This window comes from Streptomyces sp. RLA123 (assembly GCF_056270165.1).
In genome coordinates this window covers 3,445,638-3,461,102 of record NZ_JBWDOR010000003.1, presented here as the reverse complement: position 1 = coordinate 3,461,102, position 15,465 = coordinate 3,445,638, and the positions used below count along the sequence as shown (strand labels likewise).

At 67.0% G+C, this 15,465-nt stretch carries 27 protein-coding genes; all 27 read left to right on the top strand.

Annotation, left to right across the window (positions count from 1 at the left end; all coding sequences use genetic code 11):
- Positions 1-27 precede the first annotated feature (27 nt).
- The 27 genes from rplB (at position 28) to truA (ending at position 15,206) form a co-directional block, all read left to right on the top strand.
- Positions 28-864, top strand: coding sequence for a 50S ribosomal protein L2 (gene rplB, locus RV983_RS15635; RefSeq protein ID WP_319658483.1), 837 nt, complete (start codon positions 28-30; stop codon positions 862-864).
- A gap of 12 nt (positions 865-876) precedes the next feature.
- Positions 877-1,158: a 30S ribosomal protein S19 gene (gene rpsS / locus RV983_RS15630; protein ID WP_018558873.1), complete on the top strand. Its 282-nt coding sequence runs from the start codon at positions 877-879 to the stop codon at positions 1,156-1,158.
- 49 nt (positions 1,159-1,207) lie between these two features.
- Positions 1,208-1,555: a 50S ribosomal protein L22 gene (rplV, locus tag RV983_RS15625; RefSeq protein WP_475990336.1), complete on the top strand. Its 348-nt coding sequence runs from the start codon at positions 1,208-1,210 to the stop codon at positions 1,553-1,555.
- Positions 1,555-2,412 (top strand): 30S ribosomal protein S3, encoded by an 858-nt coding sequence (gene rpsC, locus RV983_RS15620; protein WP_475986398.1) that lies wholly within the window; start codon positions 1,555-1,557, stop codon positions 2,410-2,412. Before rplV ends, rpsC begins: the two co-directional genes overlap by 1 nt.
- A 5-nt stretch (positions 2,413-2,417) precedes the next feature.
- Entirely contained in the window at positions 2,418-2,837 is a 420-nt protein-coding gene (rplP, locus tag RV983_RS15615) for a 50S ribosomal protein L16 (protein WP_475986397.1), read from the top strand.
- Entirely contained in the window at positions 2,837-3,061 is a 225-nt protein-coding gene (rpmC, locus tag RV983_RS15610; RefSeq protein WP_475986396.1) for a 50S ribosomal protein L29, read from the top strand. The genes rplP and rpmC overlap by 1 nt, the downstream gene beginning before the upstream one ends.
- Entirely contained in the window at positions 3,061-3,345 is a 285-nt protein-coding gene (gene rpsQ / locus RV983_RS15605) for a 30S ribosomal protein S17 (protein ID WP_475986395.1), read from the top strand. The genes rpmC and rpsQ overlap by 1 nt, the downstream gene beginning before the upstream one ends.
- A 156-nt stretch (positions 3,346-3,501) precedes the next feature.
- Complete coding sequence (gene rplN, locus RV983_RS15600; protein WP_360902498.1) at positions 3,502-3,870, top strand: 50S ribosomal protein L14; 369 nt, start codon at positions 3,502-3,504, stop codon at positions 3,868-3,870.
- Between the two features lie 3 nt (positions 3,871-3,873).
- Positions 3,874-4,197 (top strand): 50S ribosomal protein L24, encoded by a 324-nt coding sequence (gene rplX / locus RV983_RS15595; protein ID WP_360902495.1) that lies wholly within the window; start codon positions 3,874-3,876, stop codon positions 4,195-4,197.
- Complete coding sequence (gene rplE / locus RV983_RS15590; protein ID WP_319658490.1) at positions 4,197-4,766, top strand: 50S ribosomal protein L5; 570 nt, start codon at positions 4,197-4,199, stop codon at positions 4,764-4,766. The genes rplX and rplE overlap by 1 nt, the downstream gene beginning before the upstream one ends.
- Positions 4,767-4,769: 3 nt before the next feature.
- Positions 4,770-4,955, top strand: coding sequence for a type Z 30S ribosomal protein S14 (locus RV983_RS15585; protein WP_003948630.1), 186 nt, complete (start codon positions 4,770-4,772; stop codon positions 4,953-4,955).
- 210 nt (positions 4,956-5,165) lie between these two features.
- Positions 5,166-5,564, top strand: coding sequence for a 30S ribosomal protein S8 (rpsH, locus tag RV983_RS15580; protein ID WP_319658491.1), 399 nt, complete (start codon positions 5,166-5,168; stop codon positions 5,562-5,564).
- A 21-nt stretch (positions 5,565-5,585) separates the two neighbouring features.
- On the top strand, positions 5,586-6,125 hold the full coding sequence (rplF, locus tag RV983_RS15575) for a 50S ribosomal protein L6 (RefSeq protein WP_401596924.1): 540 nt from the start codon (positions 5,586-5,588) through the stop codon (positions 6,123-6,125).
- A 3-nt stretch (positions 6,126-6,128) separates the two neighbouring features.
- The gene (gene rplR / locus RV983_RS15570; RefSeq protein ID WP_475986394.1) at positions 6,129-6,512 is read left to right on the top strand and encodes a 50S ribosomal protein L18; all 384 of its coding nucleotides are present in this window, start codon (positions 6,129-6,131) and stop codon (positions 6,510-6,512) included.
- 40 nt (positions 6,513-6,552) lie between these two features.
- The gene (gene rpsE / locus RV983_RS15565; RefSeq protein ID WP_319658494.1) at positions 6,553-7,158 is read left to right on the top strand and encodes a 30S ribosomal protein S5; all 606 of its coding nucleotides are present in this window, start codon (positions 6,553-6,555) and stop codon (positions 7,156-7,158) included.
- The gene (gene rpmD, locus RV983_RS15560; protein ID WP_087927574.1) at positions 7,158-7,340 is read left to right on the top strand and encodes a 50S ribosomal protein L30; all 183 of its coding nucleotides are present in this window, start codon (positions 7,158-7,160) and stop codon (positions 7,338-7,340) included. The genes rpsE and rpmD overlap by 1 nt, the downstream gene beginning before the upstream one ends.
- Position 7,341: 1 nt before the next feature.
- Positions 7,342-7,806, top strand: a complete 465-nt coding sequence (gene rplO, locus RV983_RS15555) for a 50S ribosomal protein L15 (RefSeq protein ID WP_475986393.1) — start codon at positions 7,342-7,344, stop codon at positions 7,804-7,806.
- A 210-nt stretch (positions 7,807-8,016) separates the two neighbouring features.
- Positions 8,017-9,330, top strand: a complete 1,314-nt coding sequence (gene secY / locus RV983_RS15550) for a preprotein translocase subunit SecY (RefSeq protein WP_475986392.1) — start codon at positions 8,017-8,019, stop codon at positions 9,328-9,330.
- On the top strand, positions 9,330-10,004 hold the full coding sequence (locus RV983_RS15545; protein WP_475986391.1) for an adenylate kinase: 675 nt from the start codon (positions 9,330-9,332) through the stop codon (positions 10,002-10,004). Before secY ends, RV983_RS15545 begins: the two co-directional genes overlap by 1 nt.
- 91 nt (positions 10,005-10,095) lie before the next feature.
- Complete coding sequence (map, locus tag RV983_RS15540) at positions 10,096-10,935, top strand: type I methionyl aminopeptidase (RefSeq protein WP_475986390.1); 840 nt, start codon at positions 10,096-10,098, stop codon at positions 10,933-10,935.
- Between the two features lie 131 nt (positions 10,936-11,066).
- Positions 11,067-11,288: a translation initiation factor IF-1 gene (gene infA, locus RV983_RS15535; RefSeq protein WP_003956442.1), complete on the top strand. Its 222-nt coding sequence runs from the start codon at positions 11,067-11,069 to the stop codon at positions 11,286-11,288.
- A gap of 29 nt (positions 11,289-11,317) precedes the next feature.
- The gene (gene rpmJ, locus RV983_RS15530; RefSeq protein ID WP_003956441.1) at positions 11,318-11,431 is read left to right on the top strand and encodes a 50S ribosomal protein L36; all 114 of its coding nucleotides are present in this window, start codon (positions 11,318-11,320) and stop codon (positions 11,429-11,431) included.
- A 184-nt stretch (positions 11,432-11,615) separates the two neighbouring features.
- Complete coding sequence (gene rpsM, locus RV983_RS15525; RefSeq protein ID WP_389254277.1) at positions 11,616-11,996, top strand: 30S ribosomal protein S13; 381 nt, start codon at positions 11,616-11,618, stop codon at positions 11,994-11,996.
- A gap of 67 nt (positions 11,997-12,063) precedes the next feature.
- Entirely contained in the window at positions 12,064-12,468 is a 405-nt protein-coding gene (rpsK, locus tag RV983_RS15520) for a 30S ribosomal protein S11 (protein WP_018558890.1), read from the top strand.
- A 184-nt stretch (positions 12,469-12,652) separates the two neighbouring features.
- Entirely contained in the window at positions 12,653-13,675 is a 1,023-nt protein-coding gene (locus tag RV983_RS15515; RefSeq protein WP_475986389.1) for a DNA-directed RNA polymerase subunit alpha, read from the top strand.
- A gap of 82 nt (positions 13,676-13,757) precedes the next feature.
- The gene (gene rplQ, locus RV983_RS15510) at positions 13,758-14,252 is read left to right on the top strand and encodes a 50S ribosomal protein L17 (protein WP_475986388.1); all 495 of its coding nucleotides are present in this window, start codon (positions 13,758-13,760) and stop codon (positions 14,250-14,252) included.
- A 75-nt stretch (positions 14,253-14,327) separates the two neighbouring features.
- On the top strand, positions 14,328-15,206 hold the full coding sequence (truA, locus tag RV983_RS15505; RefSeq protein ID WP_475986387.1) for a tRNA pseudouridine(38-40) synthase TruA: 879 nt from the start codon (positions 14,328-14,330) through the stop codon (positions 15,204-15,206).
- Positions 15,207-15,465: the final 259 nt, after the last annotated feature.

Here is a 15,465-nt window from a genome sequence, read left to right as displayed (position 1 = left end):
AGTCCGGAATCTTCCGAGGACTGAGAAATGGGTATCCGCAAGTACAAGCCGACGACCCCGGGCCGTCGTGGCTCCAGCGTCGCCGACTTCGTCGAGGTCACGCGGTCCACGCCGGAGAAGTCGCTGGTCCGCCCCCTGCACAGCAAGGGCGGCCGTAACAACGCCGGTCGTGTGACCGTTCGCCACCAGGGTGGTGGCCACAAGCGCGCCTACCGCGTGATCGACTTCCGTCGTCACGACAAGGACGGCGTGCCGGCCAAGGTCGCGCACATCGAGTACGACCCCAACCGCACCGCGCGCATCGCGCTCCTGCACTACGCGGACGGCGAGAAGCGCTACATCCTGGCCCCGGCCAAGCTGAGCCAGGGTGACCGGATCGAGAACGGCCCCGGGGCCGACATCAAGCCGGGCAACAACCTGCCGCTGCGCTACATCCCGGTCGGTACGACGGTGCACGCCATCGAGCTGCGTCCCGGCGGCGGCGCGAAGATCTCCCGTTCCGCGGGATCTTCGGTGCAGCTGCTGGCGAAGGAGGGCTCCATGGCCACCCTTCGCATGCCGTCCGGTGAAGTTCGCATGGTCGACGTCCGCTGCCGCGCCACCATCGGTGAGGTCGGCAACGCCGAGCAGTCGAACATCAACTGGGGCAAGGCCGGCCGTATGCGCTGGAAGGGCGTCCGCCCGACCGTCCGCGGTGTGGCCATGAACCCCGTCGACCACCCGCACGGTGGTGGTGAGGGCAAGACCTCCGGTGGTCGCCACCCGGTCAGCCCGTGGGGCCAGAAGGAAGGTCGTACTCGCTCGCCGAAGAAGGCCAGCAGCAAGTACATCGTCCGCCGCCGCAAGACGAACAAGAAGCGCTAGGAGCGGGTTTAGATGCCGCGCAGTCTCAAGAAGGGGCCCTTCGTCGACGACCACCTCATCAAGAAGGTGGACGTTCAGAACGAGGCCGGTACCCACAACGTCATCAAGACCTGGTCCCGCCGCTCGATGATCATCCCGGCGATGCTGGGCCACACGATCGCGGTGCACGACGGCCGTAAGCACGTCCCGGTGTTTGTCACCGAGTCGATGGTCGGCCACAAGCTCGGCGAGTTCGCGCCGACCCGCACCTTCCGCGGCCACGAGAAGGACGACCGCAAGTCGCGTCGTCGCTGACCTGCGGAGCGGAAAAGTGACGACGAAGACAGACACCGAAGGGACAACCATGGAAGCCAGGGCCCAGGCGCGGTACATCCGCGTCACGCCCATGAAGGCCCGCCGCGTGGTGGACCTCATCCGTGGCATGAGTGCCACGGAGGCTCAGGCGGTCCTGCGTTTCGCCCCGCAGGCCGCGAGCGTGCCGGTGGGCAAGGTGCTCGACAGCGCCATTGCCAACGCCGCGCACAACTACGACCACACCGACGCCCAGTCGCTGTTCATCAGCGAGGCGTTCGTGGACGAGGGCCCGACCCTGAAGCGGTTCCGTCCGCGTGCGCAGGGTCGTGCCTACCGGATCCGTAAGCGGACCAGCCACATCACCGTGGTCGTCAGCAGCAAGGAAGGAACCCGGTAATGGGCCAGAAGGTTAACCCGTACGGGTTCCGCCTCGGCATCACCACGGACTTCAAGTCCCGGTGGTACGCCGACAAGCTGTACAAGGACTACGTCAAGGAAGACGTCGCCATCCGCAAGATGATGACGCAGGGCATGGAGCGGGCCGGCATCTCGAAGGTTGAGATCGAGCGCACCCGTGACCGCGTCCGCGTCGACATCCACACCGCCCGGCCGGGCATCGTCATCGGCCGTCGCGGCGCGGAGGCCGACCGTATCCGCGGCGACCTGGAGAAGCTGACCGGCAAGCAGGTCCAGCTGAACATCCTCGAGGTCAAGAACCCGGAGACGGACGCTCAGCTGGTGGCCCAGGCCGTCGCCGAGCAGCTGTCCTCCCGCGTCTCCTTCCGTCGTGCCATGCGCAAGAGCATGCAGAGCACGATGAAGGCCGGCGCCAAGGGCATCAAGATCCAGTGCGGTGGCCGTCTCGGCGGCGCCGAGATGTCCCGCTCGGAGTTCTACCGCGAGGGTCGCGTTCCGCTGCACACGCTGCGCGCCAACGTCGACTACGGCTTCTTCGAGGCCAAGACGACCTTCGGCCGCATCGGCGTGAAGGTCTGGATCTACAAGGGCAATGTCAAGAACATCGCCGAGGTCCGCGCTGACAACGCCGCTGCCCGTGCCGGCAACCGCCCGGCCCGTGGCGGCGCCGGCGGCGGCAGCGACCGCCCGCAGCGCCGCGGTGGCGAGCGCGGCGGCGAGCGCGGCGGCGAGCGCGGCGGCCGTGGCCGTCGTCCCCAGGGTGACGCCCAGGCCCCCAAGGCCGAGGCGACCACCACTGAGGCTCCGGCCGCGGAGACCACTGGAACGGAGGCCTGACCCCCATGCTGATCCCCCGTCGGGTCAAGCACCGCAAGCAGCACCACCCCAACCGCGATGGCATGGCCAAGGGTGGCACCGAGCTGGCGTTCGGTGAGTACGGCATCCAGGCGCTGACTTCGGCCTATGTGACGAACCGGCAGATCGAGTCCGCTCGTATCGCCATCACCCGTCACATCCGCCGTGGCGGCAAGGTCTGGATCAACATCTACCCGGACCGTCCCCTCACGAAGAAGCCGGCCGAAACCCGCATGGGTTCCGGCAAGGGCTCCCCGGAGTGGTGGATCGCGAACGTCAAGCCCGGTCGGGTGATGTTCGAGCTGTCCTTCCCGAACGAGAAGGTTGCGCGTGAGGCGCTCACCCGAGCCGCCCACAAGCTTCCGATGAAGTGCCGGATCGTCCGGCGCGAGGCAGGTGAGCTGTGATGGCGGCCGGTACCAAGGCGACCGAGCTGCGTCAGCTGGGTGACGAGGAACTCGTCGGCAAGCTGCGTGAGGCCAAGGAGGAGCTGTTCAACCTCCGTTTCCAGGGGGCCACCGGACAGCTCGAGAACAACTCCCGGCTGAAGATCGTCCGCAAGGACATCGCCCGGATCTACACCCTCATGCGTGAGCGTGAGCTCGGCATCGAGACGGTGGAGAACGCCTGATGAGCGAGAAGAATGTGACTGAGAGCAGCGAGCAGCGCGGCGACCGCAAGACCCGTGAGGGCCTCGTGGTGAGCGACAAGATGGACAAGACCGTTGTGGTCGCCGTCGAGGACCGTGTGAAGCACGCCCTCTACGGCAAGGTCATCCGCCGCACCAACAAGCTCAAGGCGCACGACGAGCAGAACGCCGCGGGCGTCGGCGACCGTGTCCTCCTCATGGAGACCCGGCCGCTGTCCGCGACCAAGCGCTGGCGCGTCGTCGAGGTCCTGGAGAAGGCCAAGTAACACGCCGGGCAGCCGGACCGGCCGCGTGATCGCACGCGGCCGGTCCGGAGCCGGCCAGCAATTCCTGCGGGGAACATCCCGCAGGACGGTTCCGCCAGGCTCGCAGGGTGATCCGCAAGGATCCTGCGGGAACCGGCAGACGATCAGGAGATAGACGTGATCCAGCAGGAGTCGCGACTCCGCATCGCCGACAACACTGGTGCGAAGGAAATCCTTTGCATCCGTGTGCTCGGCGGCTCAGGTCGCCGCTACGCGGGAATCGGTGATGTCATCGTCGCCACCGTCAAGGACGCGATCCCCGGTGGCAATGTGAAGAAGGGCGACGTCGTCAAGGCGGTCGTCGTGCGCACCGTCAAGGAGCGCCGCCGTGCCGACGGCTCGTACATCCGCTTCGACGAGAACGCGGCCGTCATCCTCAAGAACGACGGTGACCCCCGCGGCACCCGTATCTTCGGCCCGGTGGGCCGGGAGCTGCGCGAGAAGAAGTTCATGAAGATCATCTCGCTCGCGCCGGAGGTGCTGTAACCGATGAAGATCAAGAAGGGCGACCTGGTCCAGGTCATCACCGGTAAGGACAAGGGCAAGCAGGGCAAGGTCATCGCGGCCTACCCCACTGAGGACCGTGTCCTGGTCGAGGGCGTCAACCGGGTCAAGAAGCACACGAAGGCCGGTCAGACGGACCGCGGTTCGAAGACCGGCGGCATCATCACGACCGAGGCCCCCGTCCACGTCTCCAACGTCCAGCTGGTCGTGGAGAAGGACGGAAACAAGGTCGTGACCCGCGTCGGCTACCGGTTCGACGACGAGGGCAACAAGATCCGCGTTGCCAAGCGGACCGGTGAGGACATCTGATGACGACCACCGACACGACGCACGTGAAGCCGCGTCTGAAGGCGCGCTACCGCGAAGAGATCGCGGGCAAGATGCGTGACGAGTTCCAGTACGAGAACGTCATGCAGATCCCCGGTCTCACCAAGATCGTGGTCAACATGGGTGTGGGCGACGCCGCCCGCGACTCCAAGCTGATCGAGGGCGCGATCCGCGACCTCACCACGATCACCGGCCAGAAGCCGGCCGTCACCAAGGCCCGGAAGTCCATCGCGCAGTTCAAGCTGCGCGAGGGTCAGCCGATCGGCGCCCACGTCACCCTCCGCGGTGACCGCATGTGGGAATTCCTTGACCGCCTGCTGTCGCTCGCGCTTCCGCGTATCCGCGACTTCCGGGGTCTTTCGCCGAAGCAGTTCGACGGCCGCGGCAACTACACCTTCGGTCTCACGGAGCAGGTCATGTTCCACGAGATCGACCAGGACAAGATCGACCGTGTCCGGGGTATGGACATCACCGTGGTGACCACGGCGACCAACGACGCTGAGGGCCGCGCGCTCCTTCGTCACCTCGGCTTCCCGTTCAAGGAGGCGTGAGCCGTGGCGAAGAAGGCTCTTATCGCGAAGGCCGCCCGCAAGCCCAAGTTCGGCGTGCGTGGTTACACGCGCTGCCAGCGTTGTGGCCGTCCGCACTCCGTGTACCGCAAGTTCGGCCTCTGCCGCGTGTGCCTTCGTGAGATGGCACACCGCGGTGAGCTGCCGGGCGTGACCAAGAGCTCCTGGTAACAACCCTCCTGGGTTGTGCCGGACTCTCGGTGAGCATCAAGGACGGCGGGAGCCCAGCCCCGCATACCGTAAGGTAGAAGGGTTGGGCGCTCGCCGCCCATGACCGTCTTACTACGCCGTAGGTCCCCGCGCCGCACCCGCCCCCAGTCTGATGGGGGAGAGGGATGGCGCATATAGGAAACCCCGGCGAGAGAGGCCTAAGGCCATCACATGACCATGACTGACCCGATCGCAGACATGCTGACGCGTCTGCGGAACGCGAACTCCGCGTATCACGACGATGTCACCATGCCGTTCAGCAAGATCAAGTCGCACATCGCGGAAATCCTCCAGCAGGAGGGTTACATCACCGGCTGGAAGGTCGAGGACGCCGAGGTCGGCAAGAACCTCGTTCTCGAGCTGAAGTTCGGTCCGAACCGCGAGCGCTCGATCGCCGGCATCAAGCGCATCAGCAAGCCCGGTCTGCGGGTCTACGCAAAGTCCACCAACCTGCCGAAGGTGCTCGGCGGCCTGGGCGTGGCGATCATCTCCACCTCCCACGGGCTCCTCACCGACAAGCAGGCGAACAAGAAGGGCGTGGGTGGGGAAGTCCTCGCCTACGTCTGGTAGTCGGGAAACGGAGGTAAAGCCATGTCGCGAATTGGACGGCTGCCCATCCCGGTTCCCGCCGGCGTGGACGTCACCATCGATGGCCGGACGGTCTCGGTGAAGGGCCCCAAGGGTTCCCTGACCCACACCGTTGCCGCGCCGATCGACATCGCCAAGGGCGAGGACGGCACCCTGCAGGTGTCGCGCCCGAACGACGAGCGTCAGAACAAGGCTCTGCACGGCCTGTCCCGCACGCTGGTGGCGAACATGATCACCGGCGTGACCGCGGGCTACGTGAAGAAGCTCGAGATCAGCGGTGTTGGCTACCGCGTCCAGGCGAAGGGCTCCAACCTGGAGTTCGCCCTGGGCTACAGCCACCCGATCCTTGTCGAGGCGCCCGAGGGCATCTCCTTCAAGGTCGAGAACCCGACCCGGTTCTCGGTCGAGGGTATCGACAAGCAGAAGGTCGGCGAGGTCGCCGCGAACATCCGCAAGCTGCGGAAGCCCGACCCGTACAAGGCCAAGGGCGTCAAGTACGAGGGCGAAGTCATCCGCCGCAAGGTCGGAAAGGCTGGTAAGTAAGCCATGGCATACGGTGTGAAGATCGCCAAGGGCGACGCTTACAAGGGCGCCGCCAAGAAGCGCCGCCACGTCCGGGTCCGCAAGCGTGTCTCGGGCACCGAGGCGCGTCCGCGCCTGGTCGTGACCCGGTCCAACCGCGGTATCACGGCGCAGGTCATCGACGACCTCAAGGGCCACACGCTGGCCTCGGCGTCGCACCTGGACACCTCGGTTCGTGGTGTCGAGGGCGACAAGACCGAGCAGGCGAAGAAGGTCGGCCAGCTGGTCGCCGAGCGCGCCAAGGTGGCCGGTGTCGAGACCGTCGTGTTCGACCGTGGTGGCAACCGGTACGCCGGGCGCATTGCCGCCCTTGCCGACGCCGCCCGCGAAGCCGGGCTCGGTTTCTGAGCCGGTTCCGTAGCTAGCGGAAACAGAGAGAGGTAATCCAATGGCTGGACCCCAGCGCCGCGGTGGCGGTGCCGGTGGCGGCGAGCGGCGGGACCGGAAGGGCCGTGACGGCGGCGCAGCTGCTGCCGAGAAGACCGCGTACGTTGAGCGCGTTGTCGCGATCAACCGCGTCGCCAAGGTTGTGAAGGGTGGTCGTCGCTTCAGCTTCACCGCGCTGGTCGTGGTGGGCGACGGTGACGGCACCGTGGGTGTCGGTTACGGCAAGGCCAAGGAGGTGCCGGCCGCCATCGCCAAGGGTGTTGAGGAGGCCAAGAAGCACTTCTTCAAGGTCCCCCGCATCCAGGGCACCATCCCCCACCCCATCCAGGGCGAGAAGGCCGCGGGCGTTGTCCTGCTCAAGCCTGCTTCCCCCGGTACGGGTGTGATCGCCGGTGGTCCGGTGCGCGCCGTTCTGGAGTGCGCCGGCATCCACGACGTTCTGTCGAAGTCGCTCGGCTCCGACAACGCGATCAACATCGTGCACGCCACGGTGGCCGCTCTCCAGGGCCTTCAGCGCCCCGAGGAGATCGCCGCCCGTCGTGGCCTGCCCCTCGAGGACGTGGCTCCCGCGGCTCTGCTCCGGGCGCGTGCTGGGGTGGGTGCGTAATGGCTCGCCTCAAGGTCACGCAGGTCAAGTCGTACATCGGTAGCAAGCAGAACCACCGTGACACCCTGCGTTCGCTCGGCCTGAAGCGGCTGAACGACGTTGTGGTCAAGGAGGACCGCCCGGAGATCCGCGGCATGGTCCAGACCGTCCGCCACCTCGTCACGGTCGAGGAGGTTGACTGACATGGGAACCGACAACACGTCGAATCCGCTGAAGGTCCACAACCTCCGTCCGGCCCCCGGCGCCAAGACCGCCAAGACCCGTGTGGGTCGTGGTGAGGCGTCCAAGGGCAAGACGGCCGGTCGTGGTACCAAGGGCACCAAGGCCCGTTACCAGGTTCCGGCGCGCTTCGAGGGTGGGCAGATGCCCCTCCACATGCGTCTGCCGAAGCTCAAGGGCTTCAAGAACCCCTTCCGCACCGAGTTCCAGGTCGTGAACCTGGACAAGCTGGCCTCGCTCTACCCCGAGGGTGGCGAGGTCACGGTGGCCGATCTGGTCGCCAAGGGCGCGGTGCGCAAGAACCAGCTCGTCAAGGTGCTCGGCGCCGGCGAGGTCTCCGTGGCGCTGCAGGTGACCGTTGACGCGGTCTCCGGCTCCGCCAAGGAGAAGATCACTGCTGCGGGCGGCTCGGTCACCGAGCTCGTCTGAGAGTGATGGCACTCCCGACCGGGGATGTTCCGCACATTGTGCGGAGCATCCCCGGTTGTTCATTCCAAGCGGTGGTCCTGCCCCGGTAAGGTGGGCGACGCTGCTAGTCTCGTGAAGCCTGTGTGCTGACGCGGGTCTGGGATCTCACTCGTATTCGTTGCTGTTCAACCGTTACCTCCCGCCCAAGAAGCGGGGGGCGCAGGAGGCACCGTGCTCACCGCGTTCGCCCGGGCGTTCAGGACGCCCGACCTGCGCAAAAAGCTGCTGTTCACGCTGGGCATCATGGTGCTGTTCCGGCTGGGTGCGCACATCCCGATCCCGGGGATCGACTACCAGGTCGTGAACCAGTGCATCAAGGAGGTGCAGGGTAGCCAGGGTCTCTTCGGCCTGGTGAACCTCTTCAGCGGCGGCGCGCTCCTTCAGCTGACCATCTTCGCGCTCGGGATCATGCCGTACATCACGGCGAGCATCATCCTGCAGCTGCTGACCGTGGTCATCCCCCGGCTCGAGGCCCTCAAGAAGGAGGGTCAGGCCGGCCAGACCAAGATCACGCAGTACACCCGTTACCTGACGGTGGCCCTCGCGGTCCTGCAGGGCACGGGCCTGGTGGCGACCGCACGCTCCGGCAGCCTGTTCCAGGGATGCACCGAGCGCTTCAGCATCGTCCCGAACCAGTCGATCTTCACGACCATCACGATGGTCATCACGATGACCGCGGGCACCGCGTTCATCATGTGGCTGGGCGAGCTGATCACCGACCGCGGCATCGGCAACGGCATGTCGATCCTGATGTTCCTGTCCATCGCGGCCGGCTTCCCCGGCGCCCTCTGGGCGATCAAGAAGTCCGGCAAGATCGCGGGTGGCTGGGTCGAGTTCGGCGGGGTCATCCTCGTCGGCCTGGCGATGGTCGCCCTGGTGGTCTTCGTGGAGCAGGCGCAGCGCCGGATCCCCGTGCAGTACGCCAAGCGCATGATCGGCCGCCGTTCCTACGGCGGTACGTCCACCTACATCCCGCTGAAGGTGAACCAGGCGGGTGTGATTCCCGTCATCTTCGCGTCATCGCTCCTGTACATCCCGTCACTGGTCGTCCAGTTCAGTGGATCCACCTCTACGTGGGCAAACTGGGTCAGGGACAACCTGGTCAAGGGCGATCACCCGATCTACATCGCGACGTACTTCCTGCTGATCGTCTTCTTCGCCTTCTTCTACGTGGCCATCTCGTTCAACCCCGAGGAAGTCGCGGACAACATGAAGAAGTATGGTGGGTTCATCCCGGGCATCCGGGCTGGTCGACCCACCGCGGAGTACCTCAGCTACGTGCTCAACCGCATCACGTGGCCGGGAGCGATGTACCTGGGTCTGATCGCCCTGGTGCCCACTGTGGCGCTGGTGCTGTTCAACGCGAACCAGAACTTCCCGTTCGGCGGGACGAGCATCCTGATCATCGTGGGTGTCGGCCTGGAAACCGTGAAGCAGATCGAGAGCCAGCTTCAGCAGCGTAACTACGAAGGGTTCCTCCGCTGATGCGCATTGTCCTCGTCGGGCCCCCCGGGGCCGGCAAGGGTACGCAGGCCGCGTACCTTGCCAGGAACCTGTCGATCCCGCACATTTCCACGGGCGACCTCTTCCGGGCGAACATCAGCCAGGGCACGGAGCTGGGCCGCAAGGCCCAGGAGTACATGGACGCCGGCCGGCTGGTTCCCGACGAGATCACCATCGGCATGGCCAAGGACCGCATGCTCCAGCCGGACGCCTCGAACGGCTTCCTGCTGGACGGCTTCCCGCGGAACGTCGGCCAGGCCCAGGCGCTCGACACGATCCTCAGCGAGAACGGGATAGCGCTGGACGCGGTCCTGGACCTGGAGGTCCCGGAGGAAGAGGTCGTCAAGCGGATCGCCGGTCGCCGGCTGTGCCGCAAGGACGGCAGCCACGTCTTCCACGTGGTCTACAACCCTCCGGCCGTCGAGGGTGTCTGCGACGAGTGCGGTGGTGAGCTCTACCAGCGCTCGGACGACACCGAGGAGAAGGTCCGGGTTCGGCTCGAGGAGTACCACAGCAAGACCGAGCCGATCGTCGACTACTACAAGCAGCAGGGCCTGGTCCGCACGATCTCGGCTCTGGGCAAGGTCTCCGAGGTCACCCAGCGGGCGATGGAAGCCCTGGGCGTCAAGAGGGCCACGGGCGACAGCGCCGCCTGAACACGTCGAAGTCCGTTACGGCCGCGGTGTCCGGGAGGATGCCGCGGCCGTACCGTTGAGCTAACCGCTGCACTGAGGAAGGCGAGAGCCGATGGTGGAGATCAAGACCCCCGAGCAGATCGCGAAGATGCGCGCCGCGGGGCTGGTCGTCGCGGCGGCGCTCGCGGCGTGCCGCGACGCGGTCGCGCCGGGAGTGAGCACCGGCGACCTGGACGAGATCGCGGCCAAGGTGATCGCCGACCACGGCGCCACCTCCAACTTCAAGGCCGACCACGGCGGTCTGTACTTCCCCGGTGTGATCTGCGCGTCGGTGAACGACGAGGTCGTGCACGGCATCCCCGGCGGGCGGGTGCTGGAGGAGGGCGACCTGATCTCCATCGACTGCGGGGCGATCATCGACGGCTGGCACGGCGACGCCGCGATCACCGTCCCGGTCGGTGCGGTGGCCCCGGAGCTGCTGCAGCTCAGCACGACCACCGAGGGCTCGATGTGGTCCGGTATCGCCCAGGTGAAGAAGAACAACCGGCTTCAGGACATCAGCCGCGGGGTGGAGTCCTACATCCGCCGGCAGCCGCTGCCCCCCAAGGGCAAGTACGGGATCGTCGAGGGATACGGCGGCCACGGCATCGGCTCGGCCATGCACATGGAGCCGCACGTGCTGAACTATGTCGAGCGCGGCCGGGGCCGCGGGCCCAAGCTGGTGCCGGGCATGTGCCTCGCCATCGAGCCGATGGTCAGCCTGGGCACCCCGCACACGCGGGTGCTCCAGGACCAGTGGACCGTGGTCACCACCGACGGCACCTGGGCCTCGCACTGGGAGCACTCGGTCGCGCTGACCGAGGAGGGCCCCCTGGTCCTCACCGCCGAGGACGGCGGCAAGGCCAAACTGGCGGAGTACGGCGTCACCGCAGCGCCCGACCCGCTGGCTTAACGATCTTCATCCGGGGGCATACACACCGGATTCGTCTTTCGTGGATGCCTGCCGTAGACTGACACGTCGGCCCACGTATGTCTTTAGGCATGCCAAAAGCCGACCAAGGTAGTCGATCCCGAAAGCAGGACATGGCCAAGAAGCAAGGCGCCATCGAGATCGAGGGCACCGTGATCGAGTCTCTGCCGAACGCTATGTTCAAGGTGGAACTCCAGAACGGTCACAAGGTCCTCGCGCACATCAGCGGCAAGATGCGGATGCACTACATCCGCATCCTTCCCGATGACCGAGTCGTTGTGGAGCTGTCTCCGTACGACCTCACGCGCGGACGGATCGTCTACCGCTACAAGTAGATCTCACGACCCGGAGAACCTGACATCCCATGAAGGTCAAGCCGAGCGTCAAGAAGATCTGCGACAAGTGCAAAGTGATCCGCCGTCACGGCCGGGTCATGGTCATCTGCGACAACCTGCGCCACAAGCAGCGCCAGGGCTGACGCACACCGACCTGCATTTCGCAGTTCTTCGCGCGACGCAATCAATTCGCACACAGGCAGCATCCGTTGAGCCGATCGCGGCTGACGGCACCTCCGGCCGGGGGCCGGGGACCTGATCCGTACCTCGTACGGCGGTCAGGAGTGGTGCTGCGGAAGACCCCCGAACACCAACAGGAGCCATTGAATGGCACGCGTTTCAGGTGTTGACATCCCGCGCGAAAAGCGCGTGGAGGTTGCCCTCACCTACGTCTTCGGTATCGGCCGCACCTTGGCCCAGGAGACCCTCGCCGCCACGGGCGTGAACCCGAACGCCCGCGTTCGCGACCTGGACGAAGAGGACCTGGTCAAGATCCGCGAGTACGTGGACGCCAACATCAAGACCGAGGGTGACCTCCGTCGCGAGATCCAGGCGGACATTCGTCGCAAGGTCGAGATCGGCTGCTACCAGGGCCTGCGCCACCGCCGTGGGCTGCCGGTCCACGGCCAGCGCACCCACACCAACGCCCGCACCCGCAAGGGCCCGCGTCGCGCCATCGCCGGTAAGAAGAAGCCGGGCAAGAAGTAGTCCTCAGCGGACGCTCGTCAGCGGTCTTCGCTGTAGGACCGACCACCTCCACCGGGAGTAACCACATATGCCTCCGAAGGGCCGTCAGGCCGGCGCCAAGAAAGTGCGCCGCAAGGAAAAGAAGAACGTCGCTCATGGGCACGCCCACATCAAGAGCACGTTCAACAACACCATCGTTTCGATCACGGACCCGTCCGGCAACGTGATCTCCTGGGCCTCTGCCGGCCACGTCGGCTTCAAGGGCTCGCGCAAGTCGACCCCGTTCGCCGCGCAGATGGCCGCCGAGTCGGCCGCGCGTCGCGCGCAGGAGCACGGCATGCGCAAGGTCGATGTGTTCGTCAAGGGCCCCGGCTCCGGCCGTGAGACCGCGATCCGCTCGCTCCAGGCCACCGGCCTGGAGGTGGGCTCGATCCAGGACGTCACGCCGACCCCCCACAACGGATGCCGCCCGCCGAAGCGCCGGCGCGTCTGACCAGTGGTGTGCCGACGCCTCGCGTCGGCTGATCTCGGGCTCTGCTCGAAGCAGCAGCGCTCAGGGTACGGGCGGTGCGGCGCTCTCGCGCCGCACCGCCCGTACCCTTGCAGTATCGATATCGGGCTGACGCCCGGCGGCTCGGCATCAAATAGCGGGTGCCGATGACTGGAAGGCTTTATCCATGCTGATCGCTCAGCGCCCCTCGTTGACCGAAGAGGTCGTCGACGAATTCCGCTCCCGGTTCGTGATCGAGCCGCTGGAGCCGGGCTTCGGCTACACCCTCGGCAACTCGCTCCGCCGCACGCTCCTCTCCTCGATCCCGGGTGCCGCCGTCACCTCGATCCGGGTCGACGGTGTCCTGCACGAGTTCACCACCGTGCCGGGCGTCAAGGAGGACGTCACCGACCTCATCCTCAACATCAAGCAGCTGGTCGTCTCCTCGGAGCACGACGAGCCGGTCGTGATGTACCTGCGCAAGCAGGGCCCGGGTGTGGTCACCGCCGCCGACATCGCGCCTCCGGCCGGTGTCGAGGTGCACAACCCCGACCTCGTCCTGGCCACGTTGAACGGCAAGGGCAAGCTGGAGATGGAGCTGACCGTCGAGCGCGGTCGCGGCTACGTCTCCGCCGTCCAGAACAAGCAGCAGGGCCAGGAGATCGGCCGCATCCCGGTCGACTCCATCTACAGCCCGGTGCTCAAGGTCAGCTACAAGGTCGAGGCGACCCGTGTCGAGCAGCGCACCGACTTCGACAAGCTGATCGTCGACGTCGAGACCAAGCCGGCCATGCGTCCCCGTGACGCCGTGGCCTCGGCGGGCAAGACCCTCGTCGAGCTGTTCGGTCTCGCCCGCGAGCTGAACGTCGACGCCGAGGGCATCGACATGGGCCCGTCCCCGACGGACGCCGCCCTGGCGGCCGATCTCGCGCTCCCCATCGAGGAGCTCGAGCTCACCGTCCGTTCCTACAACTGCCTCAAGCGCGAGGGCATCCACTCCGTGGGTGAGCTCGTGGCGCGCTCCGAGGCCGACCTGCTCGACATCCGCAACTTCGGTGCGAAGTCGATCGACGAGGTCAAGGCGAAGCTGGCCGGCATGGGCCTGGCCCTCAAGGACAGCCCGCCCGGATTCGACCCGACCGCCGCCGCCGACGCCTTCGGCGCGGACGACGACGTCGACGCCGGCTTCGTCGAGACCGAGCAGTACTGATCTGACTGCCCCCAGGCGCCCGCTTGGGGGGCCCTGACACCGGTACCTGACACGGCCGGTGCAGAGATTGAGGAGAAACACCATGCCGAAGCCCGCCAAGGGTGCCCGTCTGGGCGGCAGCGCCGCGCACGAGCGTCTGCTTCTCGCGAACCTCGCGAAGTCGCTGTTCGAGCACGGTCGCATCACCACCACCGAGGCCAAGGCGCGTCGTCTGCGTCCGGTCGCGGAGCGCCTGATCACCAAGGCGAAGAAGGCCGACATCCACAACCGTCGCCTGGTGCTGCAGACGATCACGGACAAGAGCATCGTCCACACGCTCTTCACCGAGATCGCCCCGCGGTACGAGAACCGCCCGGGTGGCTACACCCGCATCACCAAGATCGGTAACCGTCGCGGCGACAACGCGCCGATGGCGGTCATCGAGCTGGTGGAGGCGCTGACCGTGGCCCAGCAGGCCACCGGTGAGGCGGAGGCCGCGACGAAGCGCGCGGTCAAGGAGGCCGAGACCAAGACCGAGGCTCCCGCCGAGGTCGAGGACAAGGCCGAGGCTCCGGCCGAGGAGTCCAAGGACGCGTAAGGCGTACTCGGACGGGCCCGCCCCCAGATTCCTGGGGGCGGGCCCGTTTCCTTTGAGGGACTAGTGGAGTGACGGGTGAGTGACGAGGTGGCTCCCGGCTTTGTCCGGGTGCGGCTGGACCTGGCGTACGACGGCGCGGAGTTCTCCGGCTGGGCGAAGCAGCGCAGCCGGCGGACCGTGCAGGGTGAGCTGGAGTCGGCCCTCCAGACCGTGCTGCGGCTGCCCGATCCGGTCGATCTGACCGTCGCCGGGCGCACGGACGCGGGCGTGCACGCACGGGGACAGGTCGCGCACGTCGACCTGCCGCAGGACGTGTGGGCCCGGGAGGGTGACAAGCTGCTGCGGCGGCTGGCCGGGCGGCTGCCCTGGGACGTACGGGTGTGGCGGGTCGGACAGGCACCGACGGGCTTCAACGCGCGCTTCTCCGCGGTCTGGCGGCGCTACGCCTACCGGGTCGGCGACCACCAGGGCGGTGTCGACCCGCTGCTGCGGGGACATGTGCTGTGGCACGACCGGCCGGTCGACGTCGACCTCATGAACGCGGCCGCCGACAGGCTGCTCGGGGAGCACGACTTCGCCGCGTACTGCAAGAAGCGCGAGGGCGCGACGACCATCCGCACCCTGCTGGAACTGCACTGGGAGCGGGACCCCTCCGGAGTGGCCGTCGCGACCGTCCGCGCGGACGCGTTCTGCCACAACATGGTGCGCGCCCTGGTCGGGGCCATGCTGCTGGTCGGTGACGGCCACCGTGCGGAGGGCTTCCCCGGCGAGGTGCTTGCCGGGCGGGTGCGGCACTCGGCGGTCAACGTCGTGCGGCCGCACGGGCTGACCCTGGAAGAGGTCGGCTACCCCGCGGACGAACTCCTCGCGGCGCGCAGCCGCGAGGCCCGCAACATGCGCACCCTCCCCTGCGCCCCGGCGACACCCCCGGGGGACCCGGCCCCGGCCCCGTAGGGGCGCGGGGAACTGTGCGCTCAGTCACAGTGGACCCGTCGCGGGGCGGCGTACGGGGGCGGGGGCCTGGTAGTGGGTGCGCGGGGTGTCGGCTGGGGCGGGCTTCGTGCCGTGGGGCTCGGCGGGGTTTCGTTTGCCGTAGGGGCGCGGGGAACTGTGCGCTCAGTCACAGTGGACCCGTCGCGGGGCGGCGTACGGGGGCTGCGCGATCGGCGACAGCGGACCCGCTGGGGCACGTACCCCGGGGTCAGGGCGGACC